The sequence below is a fragment of the Bacteroides sp. 1_1_14 genome, from assembly GCF_000162515.1.
In the GTDB taxonomy this organism is placed as follows: domain Bacteria; phylum Bacteroidota; class Bacteroidia; order Bacteroidales; family Bacteroidaceae; genus Bacteroides; species Bacteroides thetaiotaomicron.
In genome coordinates this window covers 548,940-566,614 of record NZ_GG774705.1, presented here as the reverse complement: position 1 = coordinate 566,614, position 17,675 = coordinate 548,940, and the positions used below count along the sequence as shown (strand labels likewise).

At 39.6% G+C, this 17,675-nt stretch carries 19 protein-coding genes; 15 read left to right on the top strand and 4 right to left on the bottom strand.

The features are described 5' to 3' along the window. The 11 genes from HMPREF9007_RS12700 to HMPREF9007_RS12740 form a co-directional block, all read left to right on the top strand. A partial coding sequence (locus HMPREF9007_RS12700) for a HAMP domain-containing sensor histidine kinase (RefSeq protein WP_032850397.1) occupies nucleotides 1-591 on the top strand: 591 nt, incomplete at its 5' end. A 120-nt stretch (nucleotides 592-711) separates the two neighbouring features. Beyond that, nucleotides 712-3,363, top strand: a complete 2,652-nt coding sequence (gene mgtA, locus HMPREF9007_RS12705) for a magnesium-translocating P-type ATPase (protein WP_008761636.1) — start codon at nucleotides 712-714, stop codon at nucleotides 3,361-3,363. Nucleotides 3,364-3,527: 164 nt separating this feature from the next. Then, nucleotides 3,528-5,051, top strand: coding sequence for a TlpA disulfide reductase family protein (locus tag HMPREF9007_RS12710; RefSeq protein ID WP_008761635.1), 1,524 nt, complete (start codon nucleotides 3,528-3,530; stop codon nucleotides 5,049-5,051). 956 nt (nucleotides 5,052-6,007) lie between these two features. Further along, nucleotides 6,008-6,856, top strand: coding sequence for a phage integrase N-terminal SAM-like domain-containing protein (locus HMPREF9007_RS27695; protein ID WP_008761634.1), 849 nt, complete (start codon nucleotides 6,008-6,010; stop codon nucleotides 6,854-6,856). 61 nt (nucleotides 6,857-6,917) lie between these two features. After that, nucleotides 6,918-7,790 carry a hypothetical protein gene (locus HMPREF9007_RS26170; protein WP_128567834.1) on the top strand — a complete coding sequence of 291 codons (873 nt, stop codon included), beginning with the start codon at nucleotides 6,918-6,920 and terminating at the stop codon, nucleotides 7,788-7,790. 68 nt (nucleotides 7,791-7,858) lie between these two features. Next, nucleotides 7,859-8,173, top strand: coding sequence for a hypothetical protein (locus tag HMPREF9007_RS12715; protein WP_008761633.1), 315 nt, complete (start codon nucleotides 7,859-7,861; stop codon nucleotides 8,171-8,173). A gap of 71 nt (nucleotides 8,174-8,244) precedes the next feature. Beyond that, a complete protein-coding gene (locus HMPREF9007_RS12720) occupies nucleotides 8,245-8,565 on the top strand; it encodes a hypothetical protein (protein WP_008761632.1) in 321 nt (106 codons plus the stop codon). Between the two features lie 51 nt (nucleotides 8,566-8,616). Next, nucleotides 8,617-9,144 (top strand): hypothetical protein, encoded by a 528-nt coding sequence (locus tag HMPREF9007_RS12725; RefSeq protein WP_008761631.1) that lies wholly within the window; start codon nucleotides 8,617-8,619, stop codon nucleotides 9,142-9,144. 80 nt (nucleotides 9,145-9,224) lie between these two features. Next, the gene (locus HMPREF9007_RS12730; RefSeq protein WP_008761630.1) at nucleotides 9,225-9,602 is read left to right on the top strand and encodes an Imm10 family immunity protein; all 378 of its coding nucleotides are present in this window, start codon (nucleotides 9,225-9,227) and stop codon (nucleotides 9,600-9,602) included. Nucleotides 9,603-9,665: 63 nt separating this feature from the next. Beyond that, nucleotides 9,666-10,292 carry a hypothetical protein gene (locus HMPREF9007_RS12735; RefSeq protein ID WP_008761629.1) on the top strand — a complete coding sequence of 209 codons (627 nt, stop codon included), beginning with the start codon at nucleotides 9,666-9,668 and terminating at the stop codon, nucleotides 10,290-10,292. 69 nt (nucleotides 10,293-10,361) lie between these two features. Further along, nucleotides 10,362-10,793 carry a hypothetical protein gene (locus HMPREF9007_RS12740; protein WP_008761628.1) on the top strand — a complete coding sequence of 144 codons (432 nt, stop codon included), beginning with the start codon at nucleotides 10,362-10,364 and terminating at the stop codon, nucleotides 10,791-10,793. 169 nt (nucleotides 10,794-10,962) lie between these two features. Here the strand turns inward: HMPREF9007_RS12740 and HMPREF9007_RS26165 are convergent, their stop codons facing one another. Then, nucleotides 10,963-11,184: a hypothetical protein gene (locus HMPREF9007_RS26165; protein ID WP_008761627.1), complete on the bottom strand. Its 222-nt coding sequence runs from the start codon at nucleotides 11,182-11,184 to the stop codon at nucleotides 10,963-10,965. Between the two features lie 129 nt (nucleotides 11,185-11,313). Between HMPREF9007_RS26165 and HMPREF9007_RS12745 the strand changes: the two genes are divergently transcribed. After that, entirely contained in the window at nucleotides 11,314-11,748 is a 435-nt protein-coding gene (locus HMPREF9007_RS12745) for a hypothetical protein (protein ID WP_008761626.1), read from the top strand. Between the two features lie 6 nt (nucleotides 11,749-11,754). Beyond that, complete coding sequence (locus HMPREF9007_RS12750; RefSeq protein WP_008761625.1) at nucleotides 11,755-12,243, top strand: hypothetical protein; 489 nt, start codon at nucleotides 11,755-11,757, stop codon at nucleotides 12,241-12,243. On the opposite strand, the gene HMPREF9007_RS12755 is transcribed toward HMPREF9007_RS12750, so the two are convergent. Genes HMPREF9007_RS12755 through HMPREF9007_RS12765 form a run of 3 tightly spaced genes read right to left on the bottom strand, consistent with a single transcriptional unit; the run spans nucleotide 12,226 to nucleotide 13,734 of the window. Continuing rightward, on the bottom strand, nucleotides 12,226-12,771 hold the full coding sequence (locus tag HMPREF9007_RS12755; protein ID WP_032850373.1) for a hypothetical protein: 546 nt from the start codon (nucleotides 12,769-12,771) through the stop codon (nucleotides 12,226-12,228). The two genes, HMPREF9007_RS12750 and HMPREF9007_RS12755, sit on opposite strands and share 18 nt — an antisense overlap. A 6-nt stretch (nucleotides 12,772-12,777) precedes the next feature. Next, nucleotides 12,778-13,164, bottom strand: coding sequence for a hypothetical protein (locus HMPREF9007_RS12760; RefSeq protein WP_008761623.1), 387 nt, complete (start codon nucleotides 13,162-13,164; stop codon nucleotides 12,778-12,780). A gap of 15 nt (nucleotides 13,165-13,179) precedes the next feature. Continuing rightward, nucleotides 13,180-13,734, bottom strand: coding sequence for a hypothetical protein (locus HMPREF9007_RS12765; protein WP_008761622.1), 555 nt, complete (start codon nucleotides 13,732-13,734; stop codon nucleotides 13,180-13,182). Between the two features lie 257 nt (nucleotides 13,735-13,991). Here HMPREF9007_RS12765 and HMPREF9007_RS12770 point away from each other — a divergent pair, with 257 nt between their 5' ends. Together HMPREF9007_RS12770 and HMPREF9007_RS12775 are read left to right on the top strand one after the other, a co-directional pair. Further along, complete coding sequence (locus HMPREF9007_RS12770) at nucleotides 13,992-14,231, top strand: hypothetical protein (RefSeq protein WP_008761621.1); 240 nt, start codon at nucleotides 13,992-13,994, stop codon at nucleotides 14,229-14,231. 125 nt (nucleotides 14,232-14,356) lie between these two features. Further along, nucleotides 14,357-17,674 carry a glycosyl hydrolase gene (locus tag HMPREF9007_RS12775; protein ID WP_008761620.1) on the top strand — a complete coding sequence of 1,106 codons (3,318 nt, stop codon included), beginning with the start codon at nucleotides 14,357-14,359 and terminating at the stop codon, nucleotides 17,672-17,674. The last annotated feature ends 1 nt before the right edge of the window (nucleotide 17,675 follow it).

The window sequence follows — 17,675 nt, the reverse complement described above, 5'->3', positions numbered from 1 at the left end:
TTGAAAGAACGAACCTCCGGACAATATCAGGTAGCCATCAGCAATGCACTGCAAGATTCCCGACGGATCATAAACCTGATCGACGGATTGCTGAATCTTGCAAAAGCCGACTATCAGTCGGAACAGATTACAATGGAAGAGGTCCGGTTGGATGAACTGTTGCTGGATGCCAGAGAACTAGTCCTAAAAGCCCATCCGGATTATCATATCGAATTAGTATTTGAGCAGGAAGCCGAGGAAGATAACGTGCTGACCGTAATCGGAAACAGCTATCTGTTGACTACTGCCTTTGTGAATCTGGTAGAGAACAACTGCAAGTACTCTTCCAACCGGACTTCATCCGTCCTGATAGCTTATTGGGAACAATGGGCTATTATCCGCTTGTCTGATAATGGCGTAGGAATGTCCGATGCAGACAAAGAAAACCTGTTTAAACTGTTTTATCGGGGAGAAAACAAGAATATAGCTCCCGGAAATGGTATAGGTATGGTTTTGACACAGAAAATCATCCACCTTCATAAAGGCGAACTTACCGTAGCTTCTCATAAGGACGAGGGAACTACCTTTGTGGTAAAACTTCCGCATATCTAAAAAATTCTAATAGTTTTCTAATACCACTCTAATCATTCTCTAACGGTTTCCTCCCGAAGTCCTCTTTACTTTTGCATCGAATTAATAAATGCAGTTAGTAACTTAAAAAAATTAGAGAGTATGGTATGGAAGAAAAAACTGCGTTCATCACAGTACACATTCAATTCAGAGAGAGTATTTTTGGTTGCCACGCAACCCGGTAAGTCAATTTATTCCTGTTTGCAGACTACAAAGCTTGGACTAACGCTGAGAGAAGTACAGGAGCGACAATCCATTTATGGAAAAAACGAAGTCATCCACGAACAGAAAAAGAATCCGTTTATACTGTTTGTCAGAACGTTTATCAATCCTTTCATAGGCGTTCTGACAGGACTTGCCATTATATCCTTGTTTCTGGATGTATTGATGGCTGAACCCGGAGAGCAAGAATGGGCAGGGGTAATCATTATTTCGTCCATGGTATTATTCAGTGCTATCCTTCGTTTCTGGCAGGAATGGAGAGCAAGTGAAGCTACAGATTCTTTAATGAAGATGGTAAAAAACACTTGTCTGGCAAAACGTGCCGGAGAACAGGAAGAAGAGATCGATATAACAGAACTCGTTCCGGGAGATATTGTGTACCTGGCAGCCGGTGATATGGTTCCTGCCGATATACGTATCATCGATTCAAAAGACTTGTTTATCAGTCAGGCTTCACTGACGGGTGAGTCCGAACCGATAGAAAAGTTTCCGGAAGTACAGGGACAACAGTTTCGTAAAGGAAGTGTCATAGAGTTGGACAATATCTGCTATATGGGTTCCAATGTGATTAGCGGTGCGGCAAAAGGAATTGTTTTTGAGACGGGAAATAAAACCTATCTAGGTACAATAGCCAAAAGTCTGGTCGGACATCGTGCCACTACAGCCTTTGATAAAGGTATCAGCAAAGTCAGCTTTTTATTGATTCGTTTTATGCTGGTTATGGTTCCATTCGTGTTTTTCGTGAATGGTTTTACGAAAGGTGACTGGTTCGAAGCCTTCATTTTTGCCGTATCTGTGGCGGTCGGTCTTACTCCCGAAATGTTACCTATGATTGTGACGGCTAACCTGTCTAAAGGAGCAATCGCCATGTCCAAAAAGAAAACAATCGTAAAGAACCTCAATGCCATTCAGAATTTTGGAGCAATGGATATACTTTGTACTGATAAAACCGGTACATTGACTTGCGATAAAATTGTGTTGGAGAAGTATATCAATGCAGATGGCAGTGATGACAACAGTAAACGTATTCTTCGTCACGCGTACTTCAACAGTTATTTTCAGACCGGCTTGAGAAACCTGATGGATAAGGCAATCCTCTCTCATGTAAGAGAGTTGAATCTGGAACATTTGAAGAATGCCTATACCAAAGTCGATGAAATTCCTTTCGATTTTACACGCAGAAGGATGTCTGTCGTTATAGAAGACAGGCAAGGGAAGCGGCAAATTATTACCAAAGGAGCGGTAGAAGAGATTCTTGATGTCTGTTCGTATGCCGAGTTCGACGGAGAGATACATCCTTTGACTGACTCCTTGAAAATAAAAGCGCAAAAGATCAGTGAGGAAATGAACCGGCAAGGTATGAGAGTATTGGCGGTTTCCCAGAAAAGTTTCATCGAAAAGGACTGTAATTTTGCCATCGAAGATGAAAAGGAAATGGTGTTGATCGGATATCTTGCTTTTCTTGATCCTCCCAAACCTTCTGCCGCCGAAGCCATCGAACAATTATATATGCATGGAGTAGCGGTCAAAATATTGTCGGGAGACAATGATACCGTAGTGAAAGCTATTGCCCGTCAGGTGGGGATTGATACCGGGCACTCCCTTACCGGAATAGAAATGGAGGAAATGGATGAAACAACATTGAAAGAAGCAGTAAAAGACACTACGTTATTCTCCAAACTCACTCCCTTGCAAAAGACCCAAATCATCTCTCTATTGCAGGAGCAAGGTAATACAGTTGGTTTTCTGGGAGATGGCATCAATGATGCAGGCGCCTTGCGTCAGTCAGATATTGGCATATCTGTCGATTCGGCGGTAGATATAGCAAAAGAAAGTGCGGATATCATCTTGCTGGAGAAGGATTTGATGGTATTGGAAGACGGCGTACTTGAAGGTAGAAAGACATTTGGTAATATCAATAAGTATATAAAGATGACTGCCAGTTCCAATTTTGGCAATATGTTCAGCGTGATGTTTGCAAGCGCCTTTCTGCCATTCCTGCCCATGATGCCGATACATTTGCTGATTCAGAACCTATTATATGATATATCACAGACAACCATACCATTCGACCGTATGGACCCGGAATTTCTGAAGAAACCGCGCAAATGGGATGCATCTGACCTGAGTCGCTTTATGATTTATATAGGACCTATCAGTTCTATCTTTGATATTGCTACCTATCTGGTCATGTGGTATGTGTTCAGTTGTAACAGTCCCGAACATCAGACTTTGTTTCAGACCGGATGGTTTGTAGAAGGTTTGTTATCCCAGACATTGATTGTCCACATGATACGTACCCGTAAAATACCATTTATACAAAGCCGGGCCACGTGGCCTGTTATGGGACTGACGTTCTTAATTATGGCAGTAGGCATTCTTATTCCTTTCACAGCTTTCGGACGTTCCATCGGCCTGACAGCTCTTCCTTTGGGTTATTTCCCCTGGCTGATTGGCATTTTGCTTTCCTATTGTATCCTGACGCAATTGGTAAAGAACTGGTATATCAGGAAGTTTGTACGTTGGCTATAGCATTCGGCCTGTTTTATCCCATAAATTAATTATATATAATGTGAAATATCTAAAATTGAGACAGATAACCTGTCAAAAGTTCTTGCCTCTAAAAATAATTTCATACATTTAGAGGCAAGAACTCTTAAATGTTAGATTTACGAACATACTAATATTCAAACACAATGAAACACAGTTTATCCTTTCTGATAATAATTACCTTGTTGTTTGCCGGATGCCGTCAAAAAGCCCAGAGTAATTTCCAGTCTGAATCTTCTGTACAAACAGAGGAGAGTAATCCCTCATTGGAAGAGTATGCTGAAGAAGCAGTCATCACAGGCAAAGTTCTAAACCGGGATTTCTATCCTCAGGAAAAGGAACTGACTCTCATTATCCCATTTTTCAGAGATATGGGAAATCAGTATCGTTCGCCCATACAAAAAGATGGTTCATTCTCTTTCCGCTTTCCGGTTTATGCCAAATTAAGGGAGGTTTCTATCCGCAACTATGCAGAACATCTTTATATCCACCCGGGAGACAGCATACATATAGAAATAGACTTCAAAGATCTTTTTCATCCTAAAGTGACAGGTGATGCCGAAAAGCTTAATCAAGAGATATTAGCGTTCACTGAAAGTGCATATTACTATATACAGAATTACAATATGAAACCGGAATCAGACGTTAAGGATTTTGAGGCTGAATTAAAAAAGGATTATAATTTTCGTTTGGAACGTAGGAATGAGTATCTAGTAAAGTACAAGCCAATGGAAGATGTAGTACTATTTACTGAAGAATTGCTGAAGCAGGATTATTATTATGCGCTGTTATTCAATGGTATGTCATACTTGTTTAAAACGAGAAAAGAGATGGACCGTTATCATACACTTTTACCTGAAATCAATAAACTATATACTAAAGGCATACTCTCGGCACGCTTATACGATGTTGCTGATGAAGCAGAAAGATATATTGCTTATGGGATCGCTTTCAGAGATAAAAAGAATCCTTCGATAGAAGAGATCATGGCTGCAATGGGGGAGAGTGAGATGAATCAGTATTTATATACTAAGTTGATAGCCGGTTCTTTGTGTACTAACGACACACTTGCTTTTCACGAAAAACGTACACAGTTTGACTCAATCGTTATAATGTCGCATCTACGTGCACAGGTGATGCAGATCTATAATCAGACCAAATCATATCTAAAAAATCCACAGCCTGTTTCCGACAATTTATTATATGGCGAATTCCATGAGAACTCAAAGCATACAACACGTATGCCATACATGAAACCTGTCTATGATGTGCTCGAAAAGAATCGTGGAAAAGTGATTTATTTCGATTTTTGGGCCAGATGGTGTCCTCCTTGTCTGGCAGAAATGGAACCTTTAAAACAATTGCGCAGCAAATTCTCTACGGATGATTTGATTATATATTCCATTTGTGTGAGTGAACCCAAAGAACAATGGGAGGAATGTCTGAATGAGTATTCATTGAGAAACCGGGGAATTGAATGTGTTCATGTGACTGATTATTTGGGAATAGATAACTATCAGAAAATTCGTAAGCAATGGAAAATAGACAGGATGCCTTACTATATATTAATAAATAGACAGGGGCAGATTATTGATTTCGGAACTGCGGCACGTCCCAGTAATCCGCAGTTAGTATCCCGAATAGAAGAAGCGGTGAAAAGGAGAGAGTAATGTGGATGATACGATATTCATAAGGTAATGGTAACCTAACTGCAATCATATAATTTGTAAATAAATAGCACATCCATCGAACCGCTTCGAATCATGAATTTTGTTTTGTTTGTTAAAAAAAATATCCGCAAATGATAGGGATGGGAATCTGCTTTTACAAGAAGTTGAAATTCAATCAGTTACAAATGCCTATTTTTGGTTTAAAACCAAAGCGTCATTCCTTTAAAACCAACGCCCTGTTTCTTTAAAACCAAGAGGGTATTTCTCGGTGAAAAACGGAAACATTAGTTAAAACCAAGGTGTAAACTAGGGTGAATATTTGCATTTTTCAAAAAAACAAAAAACTCATTCAATAATTACATGTAAGGAAATGAGACTTATTCATTAGCAATTAGATTTGCGCGTATATACGTAGAAAGCGATGTCAATGCATTGCACGAATATTCCAAACTAAAAAAATGAACAGATGAAAACAATCAAACTAGGTTATGAGGGTGATGAAACCGCCCTCCTGCACCAGCCTTTTCAACTGCTATATAATTGAGGTGATTTGCAGGAATTGGGGACGGTTATAGTTACAATAGGTAGCAATGGGAAGGTTGGTACATTCTGGTGCGGTATCTATACCTGCCAGTTTAAGTTTACGAGCAATCTCTAATCCTTATTATAGCTGTACAGTAATACATTTCGTAGTTACAAATCATGTAACAGATCATTGTGCGATTGACTGTAAGGGATGCTTTTTTATAGGATAGAGGAAAAAACTAACAGATTCCTTTGTGGGTGATTAGACAAAACCGTATTTTTAGAGGCATAATACTAATATTGATGAATTATCAGAATGTATGTGATAAAAATCAGAATAGAGGATAGAAGGAAATAGCGTAAATTTGCCCAATGTTGTCATTAAGTAGATAAGAAAATGAATTTGTAATCGCCATCTAACATAAGACATTATGCCTGACGAAATAAAGAATATAAAAACATACCGGAAAAAAGAACGAATGATTCTCTCCCGCTCCATACGGAGAAGGAGAAGGTATATTGAGGTAGCTTTCGGAAATAACGATGCTGCAAGGCTATTGTTGTCAATGGAGAAGGGGGTGCTGTTTGAAAGCAACAAGGCATACCTGCCAGCAGAAGACTTTGTTTTGGCAGAGTTCTTCGACCGTTATGTGAATCTTGCATTTATTGACTATTCCAAAGTAACAGACACTACAAATAAACCGGAGAAAGAAAAGACCATCCGCCCGGAACTGCCTGCGGGCTTTTTGGAAAAGCTGAAACAGATGCGTTACAGCGATCATACAATACGGGTATATACTACCTATATCGGAGATTTTCAACAGTATTTTGCCGGAAGCAACCTGAAAAGGATTTCGCCTGACGAAATAAATGCCTACCTGCTTTATCTGATAGACAAGAAAAATATCTCTTCCTGCCAACAGAACCAACGTATCAACGCGATCAATATGATTTGCAAAAGACCTAAGATGTATTTTGAAAATCCAACCATAAACAATATGTTTCGTTTTTTGGATGGCTATTATATGTCTGAAGTCATTCACACTCCAGAAGAAGAAAGAATGAAGTGCGAAAAACGAGAGGAATTGTTTTGGAATAGTTTCTACAAATTTCTTGCCAATAAATATAATAAAGAAATAGTAAATAAAAATATATCCTCATATTACATCATCGAAGACATGTTAAAAGAAATCTCAGCAAATAAAGAGGATAATTTTGAGTTATTTGTAGATAACTTCAATGAATTTTATCGCAAGAACATCAATCTAAGAGAAATATAATGCTAACACCCACTTGCGCCGCCTAATAGCGGCAAACTGCAACCCATTAGTTATTAAGGAAATGATTGAAATTTATAACATAGAGAATCTTGATGAACTGTCTGTTCATTTAAGTAAACAGGAACAGGGAAAAGCCAGAAATTGGCTTTTTAGTCAGTTTGATAAGTTATACCACTACGCAAACATTAAAGAATGGAATGAACTTGTGAGAGTATGTGAGGCTTTAAAAATTATTGGCTGGGGAGATAGAGAACCTTTGGAAGCGAAAGTTCAACGCTGGATAAATGGTAGTTTCTATACTTCATTGATGAACCAATATTTTGAAATTAAGGATGAGCAAGGATGGAGTAAATTAAAAGATTCCTATGTTTTGGAAAATGGTAGTGATAAAACCTATTATACTGGTTATAAATTTCAGTCGCAACGAAATTTATTGCCCAAATCACCTATTCGGTGGCAGAAGTCAGGAAACTATCAAAAATCAGTTCAACCGTTCTATGAAAGTCTTGATAGACTAAAAAATTTGGTCGTGCATGAACTTCGACCGGAAGAATATGGCGATAGCTTTTCTTATCTTGGCATTTCAATGTTTTTCAGTCATCACGATGACGAAAATGAATCTGTCAGGTATGAATACTTTCATTCTCAAAATGAAGTGCCAGAAGGATTTAATGGTAAATATTATATTCGTCCTAAGTATAAATGGGGGCGTTTGGTAAATCAAAACGGAGTGTATCATATAAAGGTCGAATGTCATTTTAGCCGTAAATTCGGTGAATTACCGCTGTTGGAGCAGAAGAAAATAATCATAAGCGATTTCTTGTATTATATACAATATGTTTCTGATAAATTGCAGAAAAAGAAAATCGAATATGATTGCAACCTCTTAAAAAGCGATTTGGAACTAATTTTAATGAAATGGGAAGATAGCTAACAAATGAATAAACAGCTTAAAAAGACAGTTATTCACAACACCATTAGCAATCACTAAACAAATTATGAATGAAAGTAAAACAACAGATAATAAACTTCTATCAGATACTTAAAGAGTTACCTGATAATGAAGAATATAATGTAGAAGGTATTAGAAATAGAATTTCGATGAAAGCTGATAATCTATTATTTGCTTTGGATAACAAGGATAATCAAGGTATAGATATAGATGCAGAAATATTCTCTTTCTTATCTTTTGTAAAAGGCTATGATATGCCAAGATTTGAGGACAATTATTACCTATTCACAAAAGAAGATTTGGACAGGGAATATAAAGCATTAGGAGATATAGAATTATTAAACGGAAATGAATTAGATTGCTAACAAACAGATAAAGTACCTTAATAGTCGATTATCTGCCGGACATTACCAGCTATCAGAAATAAGTTAAGAACATGAACGTGATTGAACTAATAAGAATGATAAAAGACAGACCTGCAATGCATATAGGAAGACATAGCATATTCTGTTTGAAAGCCTTTATAGATGGTTGGCACTCTCGCAATATGGATGAAGATGTTCAAATGCAAATATTGAACGACTTTAGTCTATGGATAGATACTTCGTTCTTTAATAGTAGTGAACGTACTTGTAGTTGGTGTGAATTTCTATATTGGATGTCTGCCAACGATGAAAGCAAGGCTTTAGATAAGTTCTTTATCTTATTTGAGCAATTCTTAACTGAAAAAGCTGATAACAACCACCTAAACTGCTAAATGTAGTTAGTTGCAAACCCATTATCGGTCAAAGAATAAAAACAAGAAATTATGAAACTAAGAGAAGAAATAAAACCTAAGATTGTTCAAGCAGAAGAAATATATCCGCAAGTGTTGAATCTGATACATGAGTATGATGATGCTTGTGATAATGAAGATGATGATAAGTGCGAGGAAATTGCCCGGCAATTATCTGAATTGACTGGCAAAGAAATTACAGAAGATGATTTGTTTGAGCATTGGGAGGTAGATGGTGACGACCAGATAGCCTTTGGTTTCTCACTTGCAGAACCAGCAATTCTCTCCATCCCTTTATCGAAAGATGAGTTGTTTGAGATTATTCAGAGAATAAAAAATCCCAAACATGATGATTTGAAAGATATAGATGAAAATGCTCCATTTCCAAAAGAATTGATATGGTGGAGACTGAACGATTACTATTTAGATTTATTGGAGTTGAATTTAAAACTACCTAAGAAGTTTTCTATTGCAAGCCTATTCAATAGGCAAAAGGTAAATGGGAAATATATAGAATTTACATCAGAGGAAATACTTGAAAAGATATTAGGTGCAATTTAATAGACCGATAACAAGCGAATTAGCTGCCTTAAAATTCAGCTATTCGCGCAACATTAGCAACTGAGTAAAACAAGTCAAATATGGAAATAAATTTTATAGCAAATGACGTAGTATATGAAGTAACAGTCGACAATTCTTATTTAATTGGTTTCGCAGATAATAAGAATGAACCCAATGAATATGTAATTATCGAAAGAGCATTAGAGTTTGATGAACAGGATATTAAATTGGGAATGGATTCATACTATTTTGAATATTCAGACCAATCTAATTCTGGTTATGGCTTATGCAGCAAAGTCGTCTTACGTCAAAATGAAATTGTCTTTTCGATAAAACATAAACGAATGGATGATATTACTTCAATAATTGTATCATATAAGGAACATATAATTGAAGACATAAAAGAGTATAGAAAAATACTTTCAAATATCTTCGGAGATATTTTGGTTATTGAATAAGTTGCTAACAAACAGCACTATCGCTTAAAGCGGAACGCTGCCGAACATTATTCGCAATAACAAATGGAGAAAGAAGAAAACTACATATCAAATCTTGATTGCTCGCTTTGGCGAGTTGATGATTTGGGGCTATATGCCGCCAAATCCCCTATCCATATCAATTCTTTGGGCGGTAACTTCGATGCGTGGTTTGATATGGATGGCGAGAGTTTTCCTACCGACAAACAGCTTACTGCATGGACGGAATTTTGCAATGTAAATTCAATGGATATGAAAGAAATGATAATGAATGGTCTTATAAAATTGGCAGATAAAATGGATGCTCTGCCCAATGATGTAGAACTGGAGTATGGTCCAATATATAAGCCAATAGTAATTTCAAGAAATGTCAAACGCTCTGTTGAAGTCATTAAGCATAGTGAAAGACCATTAGGAAAAATGGCAAAATCCACCTTAAAATGCAGTTCGGTTGTTGTGCCGTTACAAGATAAAGCACCAGTTAGATTCATTGTAATGAACTTTGAAATTGGTCATCGTCCTTATGAAATGGAAGCTGTTTTTTGTAATGAAAAGATGCTTATGGTTGGTGAAAACTCTGGCGTTTGGACTCGCCTTGAATGGATAAATGAGTTTAATATTCCAAAGTTTAATATTGAAACGGCATTACATCCATATTGGCGACCTGAATAATATGCGAATAACAAGCACCTGTTCCGCCTACGGCGGCAAGCTGCAAACCATTATCAACAGAGTAAAAAAATGAAAGTATTTAGAATAGCAATAAATATGATTAAGCAAACCAAGATTTTAAAATTTATAATCCTTATTGTAGTATTCATTCTATTGTATGCTGTCTCAACAATTAGAAACAACAATGTAAAAAAGGATGGCATATATTCTATCGTAACTCTTATTAAATACGGTTCTGCTTATAGAGGGCAAAGTGCAAAATATGAGTTTGTATATAATAAGACTTTATATGAAGGAAGTTTTTTTATATCATTTGCCGAGAGTAAAAACACTCCAATCGGAACCCGTTACTTTGTAACATTCTTAGCCAAAGCCCCCGACCGACATCTTATATTAGACAGCGTACCATCTTGGTTTACTCTAAAAGCGCCAGATAAAGGGTGGAAAACATTACCTACACAAAAACAACTACGAATAATGATGAAAGATAGCTTGAATTAAAATGCTGCCACCGGACATTAACTTGATAAATAAACGGAAAATGAAACAGAAATACTATATAATCAAACTATTATTGAAAATATGGTTTGGAATATTATGTATTAGCCTATTGTGTACTACGGGTATTCTTTGGCTAAGGACTCAAAATATAAAACCTGTACCAGACTTCTTATAGAGGTATGGCATTGGCTTGGTCAATTTTGGGAATTTTGGCATTATCTACCGGAGCAATCACTTTGTTCTTGAACTGCTTTGCAAGAGTTAGAAATAGCATACTGTATAGTTCCCTATCATTTTTTCTTATTCCTATTTTGATGATTTTATTTTCTGGAGAAATGTGCTTGTATGATACTACAATACCATTTTTACTTTGTTTATTGGTGTCATACATATTGTTTAGAAATAAAAGAATAATGATAAAATGAGAGATAAGGATTCCGGGAAAAAGACATTCTGGATTTACCCTACAAATAAGTTTGTTTGGGCAGGAGTTGTCATATGTAGTATATTCTGTGCATTTATGATCTACTTTTTATGTGTAGCCAATTTAGGTGAGAATAAAGTCCTCCTTATTTTCCTGTTGCCCATATCTTTGTCTATCCTGTTAATCTGTTGGGCACTACCCAGTAAAATTTTGCTTGGTGAGGATAGAATAGAAGCACGAAGCCTGTTCGGGAAAAGAAGCATCCGGGTGGATGAGATTAATTCGTGGGGAGTTGTGCAAATGTATAAACCTTACCGTTGTAAAGAGGGTATTTATTCTTACATACCTGCCAAGTCATTCAAACCTTCCCGTAAAATAGTGGAGAACATGATTTTCTCGTATAGCCTGTTTTTATCCAATATTCCGCACTATGACGGGAAAAAGAAAAGTTCGTCCCAAACAGATAAAACTATTTTTGTCAGTTATCGGAAAGAAGTGTATATTGCATTGGAAAAGCATCTGAAAAAATAAAAGACAATGAATAAAAGAATCATTTCATTTATATATGCAGGATTGGTCGCAATAAGTTGCGTATCCTCACTCTGTTTCTATGATTATTTTGCCAACGATGGCACTACCAGCAATCTCATCTATTGGATTTTCGACTTTTTCCAGTTATCCATACTGCTGGGACAAGCCGGAATAGGCGTTTATGCTATCAATGCGCTTCTACGGCAGAGGAAAGAAGCCGTTTCTTCTCTGGGATATTTTGCGGCTCACGTATTTCTGCAAAATATAACTCCTTTGCTCCAAGCATGGTCTGCGGCTGTCATAACGGAATATCCGCAATGGTTGCTGATGAGTCAGGTCGGTTTTAGCATTGCTCTTTTTATTACTTTGTTAATCATCCAGCCTGCCTCTTTATTCAGGAAGTCTGAATATATCCCCCGGCTGTTGATGGCTGCATTTTATATCAACTGCATATATACGGCGCTTACCGTCATCGGATTAATTATTACCTTGTAACGATTGCATATAAACAGAATCCAACACAGCACCTTCCCAATGAATAGCAGGCGGGTATTGTTTCCAACCTTTTTCCGGTGGGGACAGTACCCATGTGGGGACAAACTCGTCCCCGAAAGCCTTATTGTATTCAGGGTTGTTGACGGCATACCTCACTATGATGCGCAAAGGATTGCTAACACCCAAGAATTTGGGGTATGTCGTCGTAGTATTATATTTCACCCCATCCACATAAAAACCGAACTGGCGTACCTTGTGCCCCCCTTTAATGACACCCGACACTTTTTCATAAGTGGCTAAAGTGTATCGGTTGCCTTCCGCCAACGCACGGGCTTTGTGTATGCTATCATACCATGTCCAGCCGGAACCTGCCATTGCAATCAGGCATAAAAGATAAGTGAATAGCGAAGTCTTTTTCCCCTCCGTAGCCCATTGCATTTTCAATAGCGAGCCTACTATCATGGCAAAGGCTCCCGCACCCAACAGGGAGACACAGACCAAAGCCGGAATGTTCATGTACTCTATCATACTGCCTTAGGATATTCTTTTCTTCAAATAATATACCCAGAAATCAACAGCTTTGCCGATAGCGACACCAAAAACACTGAGTGCCAACGCTATGTAAGCAGCGACGATGAACGGTTGTTCGTCTATCCACCTATTGACAAGTGCAGACATCCGGGCAAAGACGCCCCCCGCAACAGTCATGACGATGGTCAGGACAATATGTATCTCCAGCAGCTTGTCCTGCCTGTCTGAATCCATCCTGTCATCTTTTAAATATCTGACAAGCCACAGGCACGGAACAAACAGAAATAACATGAAAAATGCCATAACAGCCACTTCGTCTCCGGGAATGTCGTGCAATCCCCTGCCGAAAAAGCGAAAACCGGATATTCTTATCAAATAGGGAGTTATCATTTATATCGTTCTCTTTTAATTCTTATTTTTAATCGCCCATTCTTTCTCGATAGCCCGGCGGATCGTTTCCCGGTTATCCCAATTCCTGCCACCGGAAGCGTGCCAACGGCGAGTGGGATTACACCGGCTATTGTAAGCCATATCCGGATTTCCGTAAATGACGGTTACACGCACACGCCAGCGCATACAAATGTCATCGGCTACGAATTGCTGTTTGTTGCACAGTATTATTTCCCACTGATTTTCCTTAGCCAGCCGTATCAGGACTTTTTGCTGCTCTTGGGGGGGGAGTGCCGTACTGATGTAATGCAGTTTGAGCGTGTTCTTCTTGTTCAGATAGGTAATGTAACCCACCGTAGCGGAAATAACCGGAAACAATACGACAGTCCATACAAATTCCGGTTCTATCAGTTCACTCTTAATCTTTGCCATCACAAGACAAAACAGTAAGGCGGCAGAAGTAAACAGAAGCATGAAAAGAGGTTCTTTAGGATAGTAATCCTTTTTCTCCTGCTCCGTCAGTTCTATGCTGCGGTTCTTTAGCGTGCGCTTTAATAATTCCTGATTCATATCGGATTCTTTGATTTACAAAGTTACGGATATGACGGGGAAAGGGCAAATTTCAATCGGGAAAAGATAATGGACGGAGCTTGTTTTTACCCTTAACGTGTTAAACTGACGTTAATAAACAAGACGGGAACTGGTTTTCCGCATAATTGATAACAATAAACAGGCGGATATGCGGCATTGATAGCAATAGCAAACAGCATAAAGCAGAACAGAATGAAATAAAGTCCATATTACTTTTTCCATTTAAAACCGAATATATGAAAAAGACTTTGAATCAGATTTTAATGGATGAAGCCCGACAAACAGAGTTGCACGAGTGGATGAAAACGGTACAGGTCGCCGTGCGGCAGACGGATATAAAGAATCCGGCTACGTGGACGGCACTGGAAAAATTGTCTTGGGACGAGGATAATATGCCCTGTCTGGTGAATCTGTTGAAGGAATATTGCCCTTGCCCTTCGTTAAAAACACCGGAAGAAGCGGCTTACCTGATATAGACAGGCTTATCAATTCAAGTCTGCCTGACAAATTAAATTGCTTAATTTAATTTGAGCAAGGAGAATACAGTGAGTACAAAACAGGCCGTTTTTCGTCTTATCTATAAGTAAAAATATAGATTAGAATGAAAAGCCGACTGAAACAACAAATATTTGCAATCTCATTATTGGCGTGTACTGCTATATCTCCTGCCAATGCTCTGCAAACACATTCACTTCGCGAACAATTCCAAAATCCGTCTAACGAAGCAAAGCCTTGGACTTTTTGGTACTGGATGTTTGGAGCCGTATCCAAAGAAGGGATTACGGCTGATTTGGAAGCAATGAAACGTGCTGGGCTGGGAGGCACTTATCTGATGCCTATCAAAGGTATCAAAGAAGGACCACAATACAATGGAAAGGCGCAACAACTAACACCCGAATGGTGGGAAATGGTTCGTTTCAGCATGGAAGAAGCCGACCGCTTGGGATTAAAGTTAGGAATGCATATTTGTGATGGTTTTGCATTGGCTGGTGGTCCGTGGATGACTCCGAAAGAATCGATGCAAAAGGTAGTCTGGAGTGATACAATCGTTGATGGTGGCAAAATCAAAGGACTACACTTGCCGCAACCGGAGGCATACGAAGGTTTTTATGAAGATATTTCTTTATTTGCCCTGCCTGTAAAAGAGGAAGCGGCAGACGTTATGCCGGCCCAAATAACCTGTGCCAATATAGCCACAGGAAATCATATTGACATCAAGAAGACTGTGAACATGGATGATGCCGGAGTAATCCGTTCATCATATCCCTGCTATATCCAATATGAATACGAACAGCCTTTCACCTGCCGCAATATTGAAATCATTCTGAGTGGCAATAATTATCAGGCGCACCGCTTGAAAGTGATGGCAAGTGATGATGGGGTTAACTACCGTTTGGTGAAACAGCTCGTCCCTGCACGTCAGGGATGGCAGAATACAGATGAAAATTCCACTCATGCAATTCCTGCTACAACTGCCCGTTATTTCCGCTTCTACTGGACACCCGAAGGCAGTGAACCGGGAAGTGAAGACATGGATGCCGCAAAATGGAAACCAAATCTGAAAATCAAGGAACTGCGTCTGCACCGGGAAGCCCGACTGGATCAGTGGGAAGGCAAAGCCGGACTGGTATGGCGTGTAGCTTCCTCCACGAAGAAGGAGGAAATAGGGGAGCAAGATTGCTATGCCCTTTCACAGATTATCAACCTGACAGATCCCTTTAAAAATAGTTCGAGCGACAATTTTAAAGAGAGAACACTGACAGCTACTCTCCCCAAAGGAAAGTGGAAACTACTCCGCATGGGACATACCGCCACCGGACATACGAACGCAACTGCCGGAGGAGGAAAAGGACTGGAATGTGATAAATTTAATCCAAAAGCTGTTCGCAAGCAGTTCGACAACTGGTTTGCGCAAGCATTTGTAAAGACAAATCCAGACGTTGCCCGCCGCGTATTAAAATACATGCACGTGGATAGTTGGGAATGCGGAAGCCAGAACTGGAGCGATACTTTTGCCGCAGAATTCCGGAAACGCCGTGGATACGACCTGATGCCTTATTTACCATTGTTGGCAGGTATTCCGATGGAGAGTGCCGAACGAAGCGAAAAGATTCTGCGTGATGTCCGCACAACGATAGGTGAACTGGTCGTCGATGTTTTCTATCAAGTCTTGGCCGACTGTGCGAAAGAATATGATTGCCAGTTCTCAGCCGAATGCGTAGCGCCTACCATGGTAAGTGACGGATTACTGCATTATCAGAAAGTAGACCTTCCCATGGGAGAATTCTGGCTGAACAGCCCAACCCACGACAAACCGAATGATATGCTGGATGCTATCAGCGGAGCGCATATCTACGGCAAGAATATCATCCAGGCAGAAGGTTTCACAGAAGTACGCGGAACATGGGACGAACATCCGGGAATGTTGAAAGCCTTACTGGACCGCAACTATGCTTTAGGCATCAACCGCCTTTTCTTCCATGTATATGTCCATAATCCTTGGCTGGACCGCAAACCGGGAATGACTCTGGATGGTATCGGCCTTTTCTTCCAGCGTGACCAGACGTGGTGGAATAAAGGTGCAAAGGCTTTCTGTGAATACATCACCCGTTGCCAGTCATTGCTGCAATACGGGCATCCAGTGGTAGATATTGCAGTTTTTACAGGAGAAGAGATGCCAAGACGTTCGATATTGCCGGAACGTTTAGTTCCTTCTTTACCGGGCATCTTCGGTACAGAGCGGGTGGAAAGCGAACGAATCCGCTTGGCAAACGAAGGACAACCCTTACGTGTGCGTCCTGTAGGCGTAACACATTCTGCCAATATGGCCGATCCTGAAAAGTGGGTAAATCCACTTCGAGGATATGCCTATGACAGCTTTAACAAAGACGCGTTACTCCGTTTGGCGAAAGCTGAAAATGGTAGGATGACATTACCGGGTGGAGCCAGTTACAAAGTATTAGTATTGCCACTTCCACGTCCGATGAATCCAGACCCCACAGAACTATCTCCGGAAGTAAAACAAAAGATAAATGAACTGAAAGAAGCAGGCATACTAATTCCTTCTCTTCCATATAATGAAGATGATTTCTCCTCATACGGTCTGGAACGTGATCTGATCGTACCGGAAGACATTGCATGGACACATCGGCAAGGAGAACAGGGGGACATTTATTTTATCGCCAACCAACAGGAGGAAACACGTACATTTACCGCCAGTATGCGCATCGACGGCAGAAAGCCGGAATGCTGGAATCCGGTGACGGGTGAGATTAACGCTGACATTCCTTACGAACAAAAAAGCCATCGTACGGAAATCACTTTAACGTTGGCTCCGAATGAGTCTGTCTTCATCGTATACTCTGCAGAAGAAGATGATAAGGAAACTTCGGAAAAAGAGCGCAAGGAAAAGAAGGATTCGGTAAAAGAACCTTCGGAGACAGGCTTGGAAGCAACAGAATATACCGTGACTTTTACAGCAAACGGTAAGACTATCCAAAGACAGGAACTCTTTGACTGGAGCAAAGAAGAAGATGAGCAAATACGCTATTACTCCGGAACAGCAGTGTATAAAACAACATTCCGCTGGAAAAGTAAAGTGAAAGAAGGCCAACAAGTATATCTGAATCTGGGAAAAGTATGTGATCTGGCTACTGTCCGTGTGAACGGCATAGATTGCGGAACGATATGGACAGCACCTCATCGGGCTGATATTACGGCAGCCTTAAAGAAAGGTGTGAATGAACTGGAAATCGAAGTGACCAATACTTGGGCGAATGCACTCAAAGGAGCCGATGAAGGAAAAGCTCCTTTCGATGGAATATGGACGAATGCCAAATACCGGAAAGCAGAAAACACCCTGCTTCCTGCAGGATTGCTCGGACCTTTGAATTTTGAAGTAGCGAATAAAAACAAATAAG